General features: G+C 39.5%; 13 protein-coding genes. 3 read left to right on the plus strand and 10 right to left on the minus strand.

All coding sequences use genetic code 11. The features are described from left to right. Positions 1-68: 68 nt before the first annotated feature. From D5F11_RS24505 to D5F11_RS24515, 3 genes are all read right to left on the minus strand, one after another. Positions 69-1,262 (minus strand): MFS transporter, encoded by a 1,194-nt coding sequence (locus tag D5F11_RS24505; protein WP_120118998.1) that lies wholly within the window; start codon positions 1,260-1,262, stop codon positions 69-71. Between the two features lie 159 nt (positions 1,263-1,421). Beyond that, positions 1,422-1,712 carry a hypothetical protein gene (locus tag D5F11_RS24510; RefSeq protein ID WP_120118997.1) on the minus strand — a complete coding sequence of 97 codons (291 nt, stop codon included), beginning with the start codon at positions 1,710-1,712 and terminating at the stop codon, positions 1,422-1,424. Positions 1,713-1,726: 14 nt separating this feature from the next. Further along, complete coding sequence (locus D5F11_RS24515) at positions 1,727-2,986, minus strand: MFS transporter (RefSeq protein WP_249409996.1); 1,260 nt, start codon at positions 2,984-2,986, stop codon at positions 1,727-1,729. A gap of 140 nt (positions 2,987-3,126) precedes the next feature. Between D5F11_RS24515 and D5F11_RS24520 the strand changes: the two genes are divergently transcribed. Both D5F11_RS24520 and D5F11_RS24525 read left to right on the plus strand, forming a co-directional pair. Beyond that, the gene (locus tag D5F11_RS24520; RefSeq protein WP_120118995.1) at positions 3,127-3,897 is read left to right on the plus strand and encodes a phosphosulfolactate synthase; all 771 of its coding nucleotides are present in this window, start codon (positions 3,127-3,129) and stop codon (positions 3,895-3,897) included. Continuing rightward, a complete protein-coding gene (locus D5F11_RS24525; RefSeq protein ID WP_120118994.1) occupies positions 3,879-4,412 on the plus strand; it encodes a histidine phosphatase family protein in 534 nt (177 codons plus the stop codon). The genes D5F11_RS24520 and D5F11_RS24525 overlap by 19 nt, the downstream gene beginning before the upstream one ends. 7 nt (positions 4,413-4,419) lie before the next feature. Here D5F11_RS24525 and D5F11_RS24530 read toward each other — a convergent pair whose 3' ends face one another. The 3 genes from D5F11_RS24530 to D5F11_RS24540 all read right to left on the minus strand — a co-directional run bounded on the left by D5F11_RS24530 (position 4,420) and on the right by D5F11_RS24540 (position 11,207). Then, positions 4,420-5,037, minus strand: coding sequence for a YitT family protein (locus tag D5F11_RS24530; protein ID WP_120118993.1), 618 nt, complete (start codon positions 5,035-5,037; stop codon positions 4,420-4,422). Positions 5,038-5,569: 532 nt separating this feature from the next. After that, on the minus strand, positions 5,570-5,899 hold the full coding sequence (locus D5F11_RS24535; RefSeq protein WP_120118992.1) for an ASCH domain-containing protein: 330 nt from the start codon (positions 5,897-5,899) through the stop codon (positions 5,570-5,572). A 109-nt stretch (positions 5,900-6,008) separates the two neighbouring features. Continuing rightward, positions 6,009-11,207: an ATP-binding sensor histidine kinase gene (locus D5F11_RS24540; RefSeq protein WP_120118991.1), complete on the minus strand. Its 5,199-nt coding sequence runs from the start codon at positions 11,205-11,207 to the stop codon at positions 6,009-6,011. Positions 11,208-11,379: 172 nt separating this feature from the next. Here D5F11_RS24540 and D5F11_RS24545 point away from each other — a divergent pair, with 172 nt between their 5' ends. After that, positions 11,380-11,523 carry an anti-repressor SinI family protein gene (locus D5F11_RS24545; protein WP_244862058.1) on the plus strand — a complete coding sequence of 48 codons (144 nt, stop codon included), beginning with the start codon at positions 11,380-11,382 and terminating at the stop codon, positions 11,521-11,523. Here D5F11_RS24545 and D5F11_RS24550 read toward each other — a convergent pair. The 4 genes from D5F11_RS24550 to D5F11_RS24570 form a co-directional block, all read right to left on the minus strand. Further along, positions 11,511-12,209, minus strand: a complete 699-nt coding sequence (locus D5F11_RS24550; RefSeq protein WP_120118989.1) for a response regulator transcription factor — start codon at positions 12,207-12,209, stop codon at positions 11,511-11,513. The two genes, D5F11_RS24545 and D5F11_RS24550, sit on opposite strands and share 13 nt — an antisense overlap. A 449-nt stretch (positions 12,210-12,658) precedes the next feature. Continuing rightward, positions 12,659-13,138, minus strand: a complete 480-nt coding sequence (locus D5F11_RS24555) for a hypothetical protein (protein ID WP_120118988.1) — start codon at positions 13,136-13,138, stop codon at positions 12,659-12,661. A 2-nt stretch (positions 13,139-13,140) separates the two neighbouring features. Beyond that, positions 13,141-15,423: a PrsW family intramembrane metalloprotease gene (locus D5F11_RS24560; RefSeq protein WP_120118987.1), complete on the minus strand. Its 2,283-nt coding sequence runs from the start codon at positions 15,421-15,423 to the stop codon at positions 13,141-13,143. A 669-nt stretch (positions 15,424-16,092) separates the two neighbouring features. Beyond that, positions 16,093-17,466: a VWA domain-containing protein gene (locus D5F11_RS24570; RefSeq protein ID WP_120118986.1), complete on the minus strand. Its 1,374-nt coding sequence runs from the start codon at positions 17,464-17,466 to the stop codon at positions 16,093-16,095. Positions 17,467-17,798 lie beyond the last annotated feature (332 nt).

Raw genomic sequence — 17,798 nt, forward strand, 5'->3', positions numbered from 1 at the left:
ATATATAAAGTGTAGCATAAGTCAGCAGGTGAAAGTGAAAAAGGGAGCAGCTAACTGCTCCCCAAACATTATATCTGCAATGCTTGTTGATTGGCCCAAGTCCAGAAACCAACAGATATTTGTAATAAGGCTGCTATAACAAAAACAGATTGAACTCCAAAATATTCCGCCACTAAGCCCATCATCAAGGAAGAGATTCCAAAAACCCCTGTTGAGATGGATTCTCTAGCTGAGATGACTTTAGGCAACAGACTGGCTGAAGCTTTTAATTGTACGACTGTTTGTTGGCCAAGTAGCTTGACTTGAGCAACAGTGCCTGTCAAGAAAGATAATATGAGCGACAGCCACGGTATGGAAGAGAGACCGAAGCAGAAGGTGAAAATTCCGGAAAATATCGTTCCGAAAATAATGGCTACATGCAATTTACTTTTCACGCTTTCTCCGATTCGGTATAATCCGATACCGCTCAATAAGAGTCCCGCAAAAAAAGCAGAGTTGATGTACCCCCACCATGCTTCATTTTTAGCTAAGATTTCCTCGACGTATACATAAAGAATGGCTGCAATCCAGACAACGTTAGCCATTGAGTCAACCAAGTCGATAATAGCAATCGTTTTGAAGGAAGGAGTCCTCCAAAGGGCTGCCCACCCTTCCTTTAACACAATCCATTTTTCGGGCGGATTACTGATCTTTTTTTCTTCAGCATAATCAATAAAACTGACCATGATGAAGGAGATGAAAAATAAAAAGAGTGAAATGAACAGTAATATTTCACCGTTAAAAAGGGCGACCAAAATCCCGCTGGCTGGCCACCCTCCGAGCTCCACAATATTTTCTACAATAGAAAATAAGCTATTTGCCTTTACAAGTGCGATCTTTTCAACCAAAAGAGGAATCATAGAGCGTTGGGCCGGCGCCGCATATCCATCAACAAATGCAATCAAGGAAATGGCCGGAAAGATGCCATATACTTTACCAAATCTCCAAATATAAGCAACCAAAATAGCCATTAGAATAGCCTTGATCAGATGGCTTAAGGACACAATCCGTTTTAAGGAAAATCGGTCAATGAACAAGGGCGCAAAGATACTGCCCAAAAATCTTGATAAGGTAATGAAGAATGGAACCAAAGCCATCATAAAAGCCGATCCGGAAATCTGAAAAATAACGCTGATGATCCCGGCAATATAGAATACATCACCACAGTTGGCCAATGCTTGACTCATCCATAAAAGACGGAATGAACTTTTATTATGGATCATTTCCTATCCCCTTTGTAAAAATTATTCAGTTTTTTAAAAGGATAGGAAATCTCACATTGGAAAAGGTCCTTTCAGTTTGATATAGCTAAGTATAACATGCAGTTTTCAGAATATACAAAGAAAAAAAGCCTTGCTCTTGCTCAAGGCCCTTTTTCCGGTTTATCCATTTCCGTCCTTGCTTTCATCGTTGATCTCAATTTTTTCACAACCTGAATATAAACAGGAATAAATATCCAATCCTTCTTTCGCTTTTGCCAACCCTTTTAAATAGGGAGTGACCAAATCCTTGAAGTCGGCTTCCACCCCTTTTTCCTCCAAAAGACCATGTACATATAATTTCTTTTCATCAAATAAAAAAGCAATATTTCCAACCGCTTTTCCTTTTGCATCCATAATATTCAATAGCTGAAAATGCGGGTTTATCACCTCAGGTGAAAAATATATTTCCACTTTGATTCGCTCCTTTATGTGAACTTTAATTGCTCAAATAACGTGCCGCTGCCTGTAGAAGATTCCTCTTTCTTCACCCGGATGAAAAACAGACATAACAACATGGCCAAAAACGTTATGCTGGCAGTGACCAAAAACATCCCTGATCTTGACCAATCCATCATTGCGCTAAAAGCCGGCGGACCGATGGCGACTCCCAAAAATCTGACAGACCCATATAAAGAAGTGACAAAGCCTCTGCGTTCCGCAGATACTGACCCAGTAATAAAGCTGTTAATGCAGGGAAGAACAAGTCCTGTTCCTATACTGCTGAAAACCAAAATAGAGATGAAAGAGATCAACCCCTTAAAAAAGACTAATATTGAAAACGACGCTGTCATTAATATTAATCCAATAATAATCAGCTTTTTCATTAATCTCATGTTCTTTCCAATCCTGCTTCCGGTAATATAGGAAGTTAAAGTCATAAATAATAGTGGTATAGCCAATATTCCGCCTTTCAATAAACCATCAATATGATGTTCTTTTTCAAGAATATCGGATATGTAAAATAATATCCCGAACAGCGTGAATAAGCATGCAGCACCAGTAAAATAGGCAACAAAAAGCCATCGTCCTTCATTTTTAAAAACAGATACCAATCCCTTAATGTAATTCCCGATACCTGGTGGTTCTTCATCCTTTTTCTTTTCCCTTACGAAAAATAGCGTCAAAAGAATGGAGATAAGACAAAAAAAGGGAAATGCAAAAAATGCAGCATACCATATAATCATTGCCAGCAATGATCCAAGAATCGGACTTATGACTTTTCCAAAACCATTCGATGCCTCAACAAGCCCAAGCACTTTACTTTGTTCTCCGCCTTTAAAAAGATCTCCAGTCAAAGCCATAGCGATAGGAGCGGTGCCAGCAGCGCCAATCCCTTGCATAACTCTTCCGGCCAAAACCCATAGGTACGCATTGGAAAACCATGCAGAGGCTGCGCCAGCCAGTATCCCTCCACCTCCATATAAAATAAGTGCCGGAATAATAATGGCCTTACGGGAAAAACGATCGGATAAATAGCCTAAAATGGGGATGGATACAGCCGCAGCCATAGAAAACACCGTTATGATCAAACTGATTTTAAACTGGGAAACATCCAACTCACTTTTCATTTTCGGCAAGATTGGAATAAGCATGGAATTTCCCAACACTAAAATCAGGGGAATAGAAGCAATTGCTGTAATAGTCATCCCCTTACTTTTTTGCTTCGGCAACTTTTTCCCTCCCATTCGCCGAGTTTCAATATCTTTTTTATTTTGGCGGCATACTTGCTTTTTATGCAAATACAATAAATTAATTCAACATATACGGCACTCTTGCCCAGCTACTGAATAGTCTATCCTAGAAAATGGAGGAGGAGTTATTCCATATGGAATTTTTGGATTTGCCGAAAAGGACTTCTGGAACGAGAACCTATGGTATTACGTCCATTGTAGATTTTGGCGTTCCTTTAAAAGAGCTGGAAAATATTTTATACGATTACGGTCATATTATCGATATTGCCAAGCTGGGAATCGGCTCAGCCTATCTCACGCCGAATGTAGACAAAAAAGTCAGCTTATATAAAAAGTTTGACATCAAGCCATATTGCGGAGGCACCTTATTTGAAAAAGCCTATTATCAAAACAGATTACCTGAGTATACTGAATACTTAAAAAGCCTGGGAATGGATTGGATAGAGATTTCCAACGGGACAATTGAGATTCCATTGGAGGAACGGCTCAATCTTGTTGCCCAATTAAAGAAAGATTTCCATGTGATAGCGGAAGTTGGGTCTAAAGATGTAAACAAGGAGATGTCCACTTCGGATTGGGTGGATGAAGTATGGAGCTTGCTTGAAGCCGGCTGCTGCTATGTCATCACGGAAGGAAGAGATTCCGGCACCTCTGGCATTTACGATAAAAGCGGCCTGATCAAATCTGATTTGGTTGATGAATTGCTAAAGGAGATTGACTGCAATAAAATCATATTTGAAGCACCTCTTCCTAAGTATCAAATGTATTTCATTAATAAGATTGGAGCGAACGTCAATTTGGGGAATGTGAAGCTGTCTGATGTTTTAATTTTAGAGGCACAAAGATGTGGGTTAAGATGCGAGACATTTTTCATGGAGCAAAATGAATGCAAGCTACTTTTATAAGGCATCTACCCACAGAATGGAATAAAAAAACATGGCTACAAGGTAGACGCGATATTAGTATTTCTCCTGTCACTGAAAATGATTTGAAAGACATTCAGGCAAATAAAGAGTACTTGGAAAGCTTAGCGCCTTTTGATCTTGTTTTGGCCAGCACATTAAAAAGAACGCAGGAAACGGCTCAGCTTTACGGATATGAACCGAAAATTGAGCAATTGCTTGATGAACTGGACTTTGGGACATTTGAAGGTGTTCCAAAAGAAAAAATGATTGAATCTTTGGGGGTTGATTGGATAAAAAAACCGCTGTCTATTACAGTTGGGGAGCCCGTTCGAGATCTTGAAAAAAGAATCATCTCATTTATCCAAATGTATAAAAGAAACAAAAATATCCTGGTGTTTGGCCATGGTGCTTGGATTAGAGGAATACGCTCTTATTTGATATATGGAAATATTAATCAAATGAATAAAATGGAATTAAAGAACAATGATTACCTCTCCATTCAGTTACTGTCTTAAGAGTTTCTTATCTTCTCCTCCACCCTAAAGACATGAAAGAAATTCGACGAATTTTTATGTGATAAATAAAATCTATTATGTTGGTTGACATAAACTGACAAATAATAGCATAAATGACGATTTTGTAATCTATGACAAGGGAAGTTAAGAGGAAAATGAAAAGGTTGATTCCCATCATAACTTTTCCCGGACTCCAATTTTTATGAAAGGCAATCATCAGTGCCGGGATGACCATCCCGCCACTTGATGCGCCTACACGAATGAGCAAACCGACACCAACTCCAAAAAACAAGCTTCCGGCTGCCATGTCAAATAATAAGAAGTGCGGATTTAACGGTATTTGCATAGTAAAATAACTGACCGTAGCAGAAGTTGTTGCTACTGAAAGCACCGTCCGGAAAGTCCATGTATATCCAAAGTAATTCAATGCGAATAATAAAAAGGTGGCATTTGCTAGCCATAAAGAAAACCCCAATGACAAACCAAACCAATGGTTGAACAGGAGTGCAATTCCCGCTGCACCTCCTGAGGGAATGGAATTAGGGAACAAAAACAAAGACATAGACATTCCCTGAAGAAATGCTCCTGTGAACAAACAAACATAAGTCAGTAAAATTTTTCTCATAGGATTAAATGCCTATCCTTTAAAGCAGATTTTGCCTCCACGTCTATCCCCTCCTTGTCCATTTTATGAGGGAATAAAGATATTATGAGGATAAATAAGAAAGTATGGAAAGCGTTTGTTTACAATAAGAAAAGCGTAAGCGCCTTGGTCAGCGCGGACAAACAAGACGATTCCCGAGGAGGCAGTTCTTCAGCCACCACAGGGAAGCCGCTTGATCCTTGCGGGGCTAGGCGCAGGCTGGCTCAGAACGCGACATCCTGTCGCTTCGCTTGCACTAGCACGTCCTGTACCTCGGCAGGCTCAGAACGCGACGTCCTGTCGCTTCGCTTGCACTAGTACTTCCTGTACGTCGGCAGGCTCAGAACGCGACGTCCTGTCGCTTCGCTTGCACTAGTACTTCCTGTACGTCGTAGCTGGACAAAGATAAAGCTTCCTTTGAATAAAATTTTCCATAACAAGTTATCATTCATTACTCATAAAAAATAACCTCTCTCAATGAGATAGAGGTTATTTTCTCACATTTATCGTTTGTTTAAGCTGGTGAGAATTCATGAACCCAAACTTTCATTTGGGGAACCCACTTCATACCGGGATGAATGCCTAAAATGGCTTTCTTATATTCTTCCAAATTTTCATATCCTTCTTGTCTTGCATGTTCATCAGTCATTTCTCCGAGGCTTTGAGAATATACGTTCTCAACGATAAATTCCTTTCCCTGCAACTCCATCATTTCACCAATGTCCGCGTAGCGTCCATTTCTTCTCGTTGCCGTTTTCTGTCCCTCAATCACTTTTTTTACATCAGCAGGCACCGTAACAAGACGTTCAATTGTACAAGTTTTCGGTGGAAGGCTTGCGTTCATTTGTATAACCACCTTTGTTCATAAGATCTCTAGGAGCTCCATCATGTATCGAAATCATTTTAACACATCTTACAATGTGATAAGAAATCTTCTGACTCCAATCAGCTACTCAATGTTTTGATGTTCCTTCATCATGATTTAGATGAGTAGCTGGAAGATGAATGAAAAATGATGTTCCTTCATTAAGCTTGCTTTCCACCGTTATTTTTCCGTTATGCGACTCAATAATCTCTTTGCAGATAGCCAGTCCAAGGCCATGCCCGGCTTGTTGTTTAGTTGATTTTGTGTAAAATCGGTCAAAGATAAACGGCAGTTCCTCTCCGGGAATTCCTTGGCCCTTATCAGTGACAGCAAGTATAACTTGATGATTATCGCTATCATTCAGTAGGTGAAGGCCAATTTCTCCGGGTTCTGTATGTTTGACTGCATTCGAAATCAGGTTCTGTACCACCTGCTCCATTCTTCTCACATCCACTTCAACAAATGGATAGCCCGCGTGAGGCGGATCGCTCATTTTAGCTGAAAAGAATTCATTGGAGGTTACAATATCATGCTCAAACATTTTACACAAATGGTCAAACAATTCGTCGACACGAATCTGTTTCTTGCTGAATGTAATCCCTTTCGACTCCAGTTTCGATAGTTCAAATAAATCATGGATCATTTCATTTAAAGTCAATAAGCGCTGGTGACTTTTGGTGAGATAATGCATCTGCTCGTCTTTGTCCTGAATGACGCCATCCAAAATAGCTTCAATATACCCTTGTGCTGCTGTTATGGGTGAACGCAGATCATGAGAAATATCGGAATAAAGCTGGCGCCTTGACATTTCAACATCGGCTAATTCCTGATTGGCTTTCTCCAGGTTATCGTAAGCGTCTCTCAGTTTTTTTGTACGATCTATCACCTTCTTCTCCAAGCTTTCATATAAAAAGGCATTCTCAATAGAGATAGCAGCCTGTGAAGAGATTAAGTTTAAAATTTCAATCCTATCAGGCGAAAAAGCGGACACGATTAAATTATTTTCTAAATAAATAATCCCTCCCAACTTTCCCTGATGAAGAACTGGAAAACATAAAACCGATTTTGGTTTATTCTTTTGAATATAAGGATCGGAAGCGAATCTTTTATCAGTAGTTGAATTTGTTAAAATCACAGGCTCAAGGCTCTTTTCAACGTAATGCACAATATGTTTCGGAAAACGAATAGCACTGCTATGTGTGATCTGCGTCCCACCTTCATCAATGCTGCCTTGAACAATGGGCTCAAGGGTATCGGCGTCTTTTATTAACATGACCCCTTTTTGTGCTCCGCCATTCACTAAAACAATATCCATCACCTTACAAATTAATTTTTCTAATACAATTTCACTTGATATGGCACGAGCGGCATTTAAAATGGATTTTAAATCAATAGAATAAGCTCTTGCGTCATTTCCGGCATGCGAAAACTCCCTTACTTGAAAAATGTCGGGGTATTCTTGTTTTAGCAAGGAGATTTTTTTTAGAGCTCCCCATTTATCATAAGCATCAACAGCAGCAAACAAGGCTGTTTTTGCCAAGCGATGAAAGCCTTGATTTTTATAAAATCTTCCCGCCAGCTCATTGATGATACCTTTATCTTGGTTAAATCCATATTTAGCTGCTGCTTCTGCCGCCTCCTCAAAGTATGTCGCTGCCTTTTCCAAATCATTTTCAAAAGCGGCCATTTCAGCTTTTAGTAAAACGTATTTGTGAGCATAATTAGCAGGACTATGGCTCATCCACTTGTTAAATTGCTTCAGATTTCGCTTCATGCGTTTTTTGGCTTGTAATGGATCAAATATCTTGCTGTCATCTTTTAAGCTTCTTAATAGCCATAGTGACTCATAAAAATAATATTCAGGAGCTATGATCAAGAACAACGATTGATCTACCAATTTTCCTAATTTTTTTATAAGGTTTTTAGCAATGCTTTTTTCATTCAGTAAAAATGCAAATTGCAATCGCAATGTATAATGGATAATCATAGCTGATTCATCTGCTATTTTAAATTCGAAATGCCAATCTGGATGATCTTGCCTTCCTTTTAAAACAGAGATCCAGCTGTTTAGTTCATATAAAAAATCATCGGCTAATGTGTATTGTATACTCACTGAAAAATTCCGCTGCCGCTCAATTAAATCAGCTGTTTCTTGTAAACTATGTCCTTTCAAGAAGCTAGATAAGCAAAGAAACGAGCTGTTAGCACCTGCCAGATGTAGATTCCCCGCTTCAATACAAAGTTTTTGAGAATGCTCAAGCATTTGTTCGCTTTCTGTTATATGTTTCTTCCAGTGATTAATATAAGTGCCAAAAATGAAATAAGCACTTGCCCTCAGGATGGTGCTTTCATTTTTATCAGCACTTAAAATAGCCATTTTCCCAAAGTCGTAGCTTTCATCATATCGTCCAAAGCCTGCGCTTAAAATAAGAGCATAATTAATATAAACGAGTGCTGACATGTCTGTTGTCCCATGTTTTAATGTAAGCCGGAACGCCTTTAGTATAAGGAGTGCAGCCAAGTTTTGATTCAGATGATAAGCAGAGGCATTCATCGCTAATAACGTTTTCGTGATCTGTTGGAAATCCTTGTTTTCCATTTTAGGCAGATGCTTGATTGAATCCATTCCATATTTCCTTAAACAGATTCGGGTTTTGAGGAACTCAGCTCCCACCTTCAGCTTGCCAGGTTTTTTATCAATGATCCATCCATATAGCCTAAGTGCCTTCAGACCTGAGTCAACAGAGTCCTCCACCCGATGTACATGTGTGTACAAGGTCATTTTCAAATTGTAAATCTCCAGTTTTTCCTCTTTCGACTTGACTTTATCTAAAGCTTCGTCAAACTTTTCCTCGGAAAATGAAAATTGATTGTTTATATATGCCAGCTCACCAAGTCCCATCGCAATTTGGACGGCTAATTCATAATGATTGCTCCATGCATCATCCCCGATCAGTTTGTTGGCTATCTTAAAAAACGAAAAGGAATCTTTAAATGCAACTCCTTCCTTTGCTTTTTTGCCAGCCAGCATATTCCATTTTGCCAATTGAATTTCTTCATGGGGATGCAGTAATGGAATGCATTGATTATAGTGATTCACGATATCAAATATATTTTTTTCAATTGATCCCTCTTGTTTAGACAAATCGGAAAGGAATCTGCCAATTGTTAAATGCCTTTCTTTACGTTCATCTTTGCTCATTGTTGAGTAAATCGCTTGCTGTACTTTATCATGTAAAAATTGATAGACATCTGATATTCCTTCTGCATAATTGGTATCTTCACCTGGATAACCAGGTGGGTATGTCGTATTGAGCCTAAAAATTAGGCCATCTTCTGTTGGAAGCAATAATAATTTGGCAATCTCGCGATTGTCTTTTTCATTAAACGCAGCCCTCAATAAGGACAGGCAAAATTGATTACCGATACAAGAAGCATCTTTTAACAAATCCTGCACTTCTGCCGGAAGTTGATAAAAACGGTCAATAATAAAATTCACAATATTTTCAGCAAAATTCATATTGTGGAGCTTTTTAAAGTCAATTGTCCATGTTTTTGTCACTTCATCCAAAGCTATGAATCTTTGTTCATAAAATGCTTGAAGCAGCTGTTTAGTGAAGAATGGGTTTCCTTTTGTGATTCTTTGGATAAATATGGCCATTTTCTCTGCTTCTTTGTCGGAACATGCAAAAAGATGTTTGATCCACGCGAGCATATCTTTCTCGTTTAAAGGAACCAATGGGATCTCTATCAGCCTAAGTCCCTTTTGTTTAATATCCTTCAGCATGATGTCAAAGGGGTGGCTGGATGATACCTCATTGTCACGATATGCTCCGATTATTAGTAAATAGCGGTTAACAGGTTGCGATATGGCCACATGGTGGAGCAAATCAATTGTTGCTTGATCTGCCCATTGCAAATCATCTAAAAACAAGACGAGCGGATGTCCCTTTTTGGAAAATACTGAAATAAGCTTATCAAACGAGTAGCGTAAGCGGTTATTTGCCTCCAATGCCGTCACATTCTCGGGCTCTTTTTGTTTTCCGGCAATCCATTGGATCTCAGGAATAATAGAAGCAAGTACAGGCAAATACCCTTCAAGCTCCGTTTCCAATATCTTCTTCCAATAAGCGATCCTTTCACGGCCTTCGGACAATAATTGTTTGATTAGGTCTGTAAAGGCATAAATTAAAGGCGCATATGGTTTTTGTTTTTTTAATAAATCGAATTTTCCAGAAATATAATATCCACGATATTGATAGAGTGGTTGCCGAACCACATGCACGAGAGCTGTTTTACCAATTCCCGACTCTCCCGAAATAAAAGCGATGGTTGAGAGGCCATTACAGCTTCGATCAAGTGCATGACGCAAAGTTTGTTCATCACTTTTTCTCCCGAACAACTTTTGACCGAAGTCGAACTGCGGCGTGTGATCTTTCCCCCCTAAAGGAAAAGCAGGCCTATCTTCGCCTAGTCCAAATCTCTTTTTAAACTCCAATAAATCCTCTTTCAGGCCAAAAGCACTTTGGTATCGAGAATCCGGGTTTTTTTCCAATAACTTCATTACGATATCGGAAAGTAAACGGGGGATTTTAGTATTCAACTCAATTGGCTGCTTTGGGATTTTTGCAAGATGGGCATGAACGAGATCAGCCGGGTCCCGAACTTCAAAAGGAAGCGATTGAGTAAGCATTTGATAGAACAATACACCCAGAGAATATAGGTCAGATCGTTTATCGACGCCCCGGTTCAGTCTACCTGTCTGTTCTGGAGAAATATAGCGTGCCAGTGGACCTGTTGACAATGTGTTTTCATCTTTATGAGCAGTATCCTGGCAAGTTATTTTTACCTTAAAAGGCTTCATACGTATAAGAATGTTGGCTGGATGGATATGTTTATGGATCATTTGTCTGCTATGCAATTGTTGAATGATTGATGCCAATTCTATAGAAATGCTGAGAAAGTGAGCAATATTTAATGTATGTTCTTTTAATAATGTATCCAAGGAAAGTCCATCAAAAAATTCCGTTACTAGAAATGAGTGATTGTTATATTCCCCAATTGATATCGGTCTCAATATTCCGTCTATTTTATGATTTTCAAGGAGATGTGATCTGTAGTTTTGATCTTCAGAGATGTTTGGATTCTCAGGTGAGCGCATTCTAATCAGAACAGGAGAATGAGTGGATTGTTGCACAGCGGATACAAAAACCCACAGCTTGTTTTGATCCAGTATTTTTAGCTCTTCGTAACCAGGTAAATGGATCATATTTACGGCAGCTTTCATAACATTTTCACCTCGTATCCATGATACCCGATTTGAATGATCTGTCTTTACTCAAATCGAAAACTTTAACCAAATTTTAGAAAACTTTAACTGAACTTTAAGAAACTTTAAATATGAGTTATACAAATGCGTGTAGACTATTAAATAATATTAAGTTATGGGGGGAACAGCCTTGAACCAATTGATTGTGGAAGTAAAAAGTAAGGACAAGGAATTAGATATGGAGTGGGTATATTTAATGATTAAGGCAAAGGAAGCCGGATTGACGACAAATGAAATACGTAGTTTTTTGAAAGGCTTCCGTCAATCCGAGTAATGAAATTTATAGCCGATGCCCCGTACCGTTAATATAAAATGAGGGTTTGCCGGATCTGTTTCAATTTTTTTCCTTAGGTTGCTAATATGCACCATAACTGTTCGAAAATCACCTGAACTTTCTTCTCCCCACACATGTTCAAAAATTTGCTCGGTTGTATAAACACGATTGGGACTTTTGGCAAGCAATGTTAAAATATGAAACTCTTTGGCAGATAATTGGATTTCATTTCCATTCATTTGCACAGAATAATTATCCGGATTTATAACAAGTCCATCATAAGAAATTGGAGGTTGAACGTCTTCTTTCTGTTGAAGCAAACGATTTCGTCGGAATTGAGCTTTAACCTTTGCTGTCAAAACAGAGGGGCTAAAGGGTTTGGAAATGAAATCGTCTCCTCCGATTCCAAGCCCAACGATTTTATCTGTATCATCATCTTTTGCACTTAAAAATAAAACTGGTACATCGCTTTTCTTTCTTATTAGCTGGCACACCTCAAATCCATCAAGGCCAGGCATCATAACATCTAAAATCAGCAAATCAGCTCCGTTTGCATTAAAAAGCTCCAATACCCTATCTCCATCCTCTGCTTCAAGTACCCGAAAACCTTCCCTGCTTAAATATATCTTTAATACCTCTCTAATATCTGGATCATCATCCGCTACAATGATATGCCCTTTCAACAACAGCTTCCCCCTTCCTACTATTGATTGAATGGTATATGAATGACATAGTAATATATTACCATTACTTTTCAATAATTACCTTAACAATTTTAGAAATTTTGAGATATATGATTAATACTCTCCGGCATTCAATAAGCCTTTCATTTGCTTATAGAGAGCTGCATAGCATCTATCGTAGTACAGCAAACTCAATTGTCGCTGGATTATTTTGTTCTCTCTAAGAACATTTCTTCTTTTGTGATAGGGATGATAAACTTCCTTTTCAACAAGCACTATTCCTCAGCAGTGATTCTTTGGGTGTTCTGTGTGGGGGTGATCCATAACTTTTTTGATCAGTCCAGCCTCTTAAAGCTTGACATTTGCTAAACAAAAATAACCTTTCTCAACGAGAGGAAGGTTATTTTATCTAGCATGAAACGATCACTTGATATGTGTCATGGTTTCAAAACTTATTTAGGATTTTTATAACACCACTCTGAGTCATATGGTAAAGACTTTAATCTTTGTATGTCTTCCCAACTGTACACCCAATCATAATCTGCAACCCAAAAATAGTCATCAGGATTAGCTTTCAAATAATGATATATAAATTGAAATACTAACTCCTCAACACCATAAACTTCTTCAATTGTACCTGCTTGATACAGTTTGTAATTGGGATTTAATCCCACATACTCATAATCGAAAAAATCAAGATTTGGATTATCCAATGCATCTACATAAAGTATAAACGATTCACTATTCTCTCTTACATTCTTATCATTAATATTCAATGTGGTAGAAAGAAATTGGCCATTGCTGTCATAGTTTTTACTGTTATGAAAATTTAACATGACATCCGCATGGTAAGCAGAAATGATTGAATCAGCTAGAAGACGCTCTGGTGTATATTTTTTTTTGCTTATTAGGATAAAAGCGGTAGTTCCCATCTTTATAAAGCCCCCTTTAAATCATCTAGTGAGTTAACTATTGTAACGCCTTTAGACTTAATATTTTCCAGCATTATTTTATGCTCTGGCCGCAAATTATTTAAAGGCTTGTCAATATACAAAATAACCTTTTTATTTTCAGGATTAAAGAATAACTCATGGGATGCATCAATAAATTTCGCAAATTGCTCTTCTTTTACCCCTTTAATAGATGCTTTGACTTCAATAATCGCATCTTTTGTCACGACATCTAAATCACCGGCAGCTTCTTTATTAACCTTCTTAATCTTCTGGTTATACCCTATGACCTCGGTTTTCTTTCTTACAAAATCTGCAACCTTTGCTTGAGTTGCACTGCCAATGTTTGTACTTTTTAAAGATTGTTGAATATCTCTATTAATATTTTTCGGAGATTGATAATCCCAAATTAGTTTAGTCTTAGCCGGGTTGGTATATTCCGTTGTAGTTCCTTTTGTAACGATGGTGCCAACGATACTAGGTTTTTTCGTCTGCTCATTGGTTGTCTCCTCATGAGCTGTCTCCTTATTGGTTTTCCCCTCCTGAGTTGCCTCCTTATGGGCTGTCTCCTTATGCGGCGTTTCGTCACCTGTCTTCTTAGGGGTGTCCGGCTGCCTGTCAGGCTCTTTTCCGTCATGTTTTTTCGGCGGTTCAGGATGAATCGGAACGTCTGTATTCGATTTACGCAAACCCAGCTTCTCGAGAAGCTTGTGGACATACGGGCGTCCCTTCTTTCCCACCCAGCTAAGCGCTTTGCCGAATGGAATTCGGTTTAGCATAATGCTTCCGGCGGCGGAAAGCGCTCTTTCGGGTGTCAACAGCTTCTTCGGATCGCGAATATAACTGGCAATTTCATGCCCGCTCCCGGCGATTCCCATCCCCGTCATTGCAATTCCCAAAGCCGGCCAGAAGCCAACAAAGAGCATGGATAGTGCTAGAGCTCCCAGTAGAAGTGCTCCCTGTTCATACCAATTCAGCCGATTCCACCAATCTTGCAGTGAATCGAACATGCAGGTAAAACATGCTGATTCAGCAACACCTGAATGTGCACCGATGCCCGCAAACAGTCCAGCCACGAGCAGAAACACAGTAAGCCCAGTTAATACCTGACAAAGAGCTTTAACCCGAGCTTGGACAGGCTCCTGTCTATTGGCAGCTTCGTTATTCCCATAAAGGATATGAAACCCAAGTTCCCTGCGTTCCCGGTAAAAGCCAAGCCAATAGATGAATTTCTCACGGTCCAGACAAAAAGAGTAGGTCATATTCCATAGTTCGGTAAATGGATTCAGAAATGGTTCGTTTGGCAGTGCCGGAAGCCGACTCCGCATTTTATTCAATGACAGGTAGTCAGCAAAAATCGATGTAAACAGCATCAGCAGGAAGGTCGATTGAGTTTTATAACCGCGGCCGGTCCAATCACTCAGCTGCAATACCCAACCTGGAAGCTGATGCTGACCGTTATAAGTAGCATGATCCAAAATGGCCCAAAGCAAAATAATTGTCGGAAACAGAAAAAGCCATTTCGTCAGTTTTTTGCGCAACCGATAAGCAATTCCAATGGAGAGCCCGATCATAGCAGTATGTACAGGATGACTGACAGTCATGACTGTCGGAAGCAGACTTTCTTCGAAGCGCCCAGGAAATAGTGAGAACAAGTCCCAATGAATCGTTTCTCCACCCAGCATAGTGAAACTGTAACCAAACTTTTCTGCGAGAACACCTGAACTTAGCCACCTTCGGGAGAGCTCTTCCATCAGTTGGAAGCCGATGCCAGTTGCCGCCCCAATGAGCGTATAGTCACTTAAACTCAAGGCGGAGGCACGGCGTGAGAACAACAGAAACACTCCTAAAGGAAGTAGCTTCCATAGTTCTTCGAAAATAGGAGTGATGACAGCTAGGGACCAAACATCGGACGTTTTTCCGCTGAAAACCATGTGAAAAGCATTAACTGTAAGTGTCGTAAGTGGTACAACCAAATAAACGCCTGACAGTACAAACAATACGACCGTCTTCCATGGCAATGTTTTGCTTCGGCACAAAACCCAAAATTGAAGTAATACATAGAACGACCATAAATACTGGACCAGCATGGTACGTGCTTCTTTAACAAAAAATAGGCTTAAAACAAAAATAATGAGCGATAACCAAGAAAAAATCGTATAAGCTATTTTAATGAACGGATGTTTCTCGGTCCATGATCGGCAAATTCGGATGACGGATTCAAGAAAATCCCGTATTCCAGTTCGGACAGACCAAATCGTATTCATCGCAGCCCCCTTCGAGTGCTGACCTTGTTTGAGCGGAGCATCTCCCTTGACCACGCCCAGTCATGAGTTTCATCTCAACACTGCGACTGGACGAAATATCTTCGCTTCTCTTTTCTTAACATATGGGATGAGGCGGGATCTCAATTTACTATCCTTGTAGCCACTCGCGCACACAGCCCTTAGATCGATCATCATGTATGGGTTCCTTACAAAAGGGCTCGGATAAGTGCATGCCAACATCGCTCTCCTCCTGGGAACAAGTATATCGAAGTACGAAAACAACATATTTTAACTTCATTCAGCAGAAGTCTCCCACTTCTGCAAGTGGTGAGATGAATGCGTGTTGGTATTCCATTCAGCGGGGGTTCAAACTCCGGCTGAATAAAGTTAAAGCCTCCGGTGGATGCCACAGATTTTCAGAGGAAATTTATCGAGCCGAGCTCGATAAAATCTGGGCGCAAACACGCCAAGGCGCATTTGATCTTTCTTTACACATTTGGGTATTAGCTATAAGTGTTCCATTAGNCGAGCTCGATAAAATCTGGGCGCAAACACGCCAAGGCGCATTTGATCTTTCTTTACACATTTGGGTATTAGCTATAAGTGTTCCATTAGGTTTTACTCGTTCTCTAATCAATCAGGTGAGTAGCATCTTCCAATGAAACGTTGCTAATCATTCTTTTTATTGGTTAGATCATCAATATTCTTGTCTCCTTCCTCTTTGATCTCATCATAAACCTCGTTTCCACTTTTAGTAACGGCATTATACAAACGATCCCCCGTATCACGGGCAAAAGTCCATGCGAAATTCTTGCGTTCAGTAACTTGATTCAAAATCTCGCCATGAGGGATTGTATTTCCATATTTATTTTCAAGGAATCTTTGGGCCGCCAACAATTTTTCATATTCTTTGTTCGCTAAAATTTGCATATCTATTTTTGTATTGTTAATCCTTCCTTGCTTCTTTTCTTTTTGTTTATTTGCGTCTCCTTCTCCTTTTTCTTTCCATCTGGTCCACTCGCCGCGCAATTTATCGTATGCCTTATTGAGGTAATCTTTTAGTGCCTCGTCATTATCAACTGAAGTAAATTCTCCTCCGCCTGATGCAGCCACTTGTCGAAGCAGCTTCTGTCCTTCGTTATCCACTGCAAAACCAATGATATTTACAACGGTTTTTACTTTGGCCTGATTGAGTTCTTTTGCAATCTTCGCCGGATTACCACCACAGGTTTCGATGCCATCACTTACGACATAAACAACCGAATCAGTTGTCTCTGGGTTCATATCCTTTTTTACAGACTCCAAGGCATTAGCAATCGGTGTCCAGCCGGCTGGCTTAACACTCTCTAAAGCTTTTGAAATCTGCTTTGTCTGGTCACCTTGGCCATGAAAGATCTCTTCTGTACTGCTGCATGACAGCTGCTTATCTTTTTCATTCCCGGTCCCTTTATGTCCATATACCCGCAAAGATACTTCCGCATTCTCAGGTAATTTATCTGCGAAGATCTGAATCGCTTCTTTTGCTGAATCCATTTTTGATTTACCGTTGATTTGTGCCTCCATACTGCCACTGGCATCCAGTAGGATAGAGATGTTCAGTTTCCTGCTTGCGGGTAACGTGATTTTTCCGTCTGGCCGCAGATTATCCACTTTCACTTCGGTATCAAAGTTTTCAAAGGTAGTAATATAAGAACTGTAGTCTTCACCCAATAGAAGGAGTAATTTTTCCGTATATTGATCAGCAGTCAAGTTATCTGGTAATTGGTCCAATTCGGCTTGAACTTTCTGTTCATCATAATTGGAACCGGCAAAACGTCCTGCAGGTTTCATTAACATTTCTTCATCCGTTAAGGGAGTCTGGGGTTCACTTTTTTTCGATTCCATTTGAGGCTGAACTTCGGAATTGGGTTCAGTTTTAGGTGCGCTTTCAACTGTTTTTGATTGTTTCTGAACTTTTACATTCTCCTTCTCAGGTTCATTTTCGCTACAGCCCGCTAGCAAAAAGATTAAGGTTACAAAAATAAAGATAGATCTTTGAATCATTCACTTACCTCCAATTCAAATTCTCGTAAAATATCATCGAACTTAGTGGGAAAATAAACGAAAGGGACCGCCTTAATAGCGTGATCTTCCTTCTCGTATTTGCCAAACCATGTTCAGGTTATATTTCTTGTTGTCTCATATTTTAAAAAGCTCATCTCGAAAATAACCAAAGTTTGTGAAATAATTGCTTTTATGTTTCGTTACTGGATGGCTCAAATAAACATAGTGAGCTAGCCGGATTGAATAATTTCATAAACGGAATATTTAAACTTCATTCAGCAGAAATCTCCCACTTCTGTAAGTGGTGAGATGAATGCCTATTGGTATTCCAT

Source organism: Siminovitchia terrae, assembly GCF_003605405.2.
GTDB lineage: Bacteria > Bacillota > Bacilli > Bacillales > Bacillaceae_C > Siminovitchia > Siminovitchia terrae.

What these genes read in the sequence shown, in the direction of transcription:
- D5F11_RS24535 (WP_120118992.1), bottom strand. Translation starts at nt 5,899, where the DNA reads ATGAACGCAAGCCTTCCACCGAAAACTTGTACAATTGAACGTCTTGTT.
- D5F11_RS24530 (WP_120118993.1), bottom strand. Translation starts at nt 5,037, where the DNA reads ATGAGAAAAATTTTACTGACTTATGTTTGTTTGTTCACAGGAGCATTT.
- D5F11_RS24555 (WP_120118988.1), bottom strand. Translation starts at nt 13,138, where the DNA reads ATGGGAACTACCGCTTTTATCCTAATAAGCAAAAAAAAATATACACCA.
- D5F11_RS24525 (WP_120118994.1), top strand. Translation starts at nt 3,879, where the DNA reads ATGCAAGCTACTTTTATAAGGCATCTACCCACAGAATGGAATAAAAAA.
- D5F11_RS24515 (WP_249409996.1), bottom strand. Translation starts at nt 2,986, where the DNA reads ATGGGAGGGAAAAAGTTGCCGAAGCAAAAAAGTAAGGGGATGACTATT.
- D5F11_RS24570 (WP_120118986.1), bottom strand. Translation starts at nt 17,466, where the DNA reads ATGATTCAAAGATCTATCTTTATTTTTGTAACCTTAATCTTTTTGCTA.
- D5F11_RS24520 (WP_120118995.1), top strand. Translation starts at nt 3,127, where the DNA reads ATGGAATTTTTGGATTTGCCGAAAAGGACTTCTGGAACGAGAACCTAT.
- D5F11_RS24560 (WP_120118987.1), bottom strand. Translation starts at nt 15,423, where the DNA reads ATGAATACGATTTGGTCTGTCCGAACTGGAATACGGGATTTTCTTGAA.
- D5F11_RS24505 (WP_120118998.1), bottom strand. Translation starts at nt 1,262, where the DNA reads ATGATCCATAATAAAAGTTCATTCCGTCTTTTATGGATGAGTCAAGCA.
- D5F11_RS24540 (WP_120118991.1), bottom strand. Translation starts at nt 11,207, where the DNA reads ATGAAAGCTGCCGTAAATATGATCCATTTACCTGGTTACGAAGAGCTA.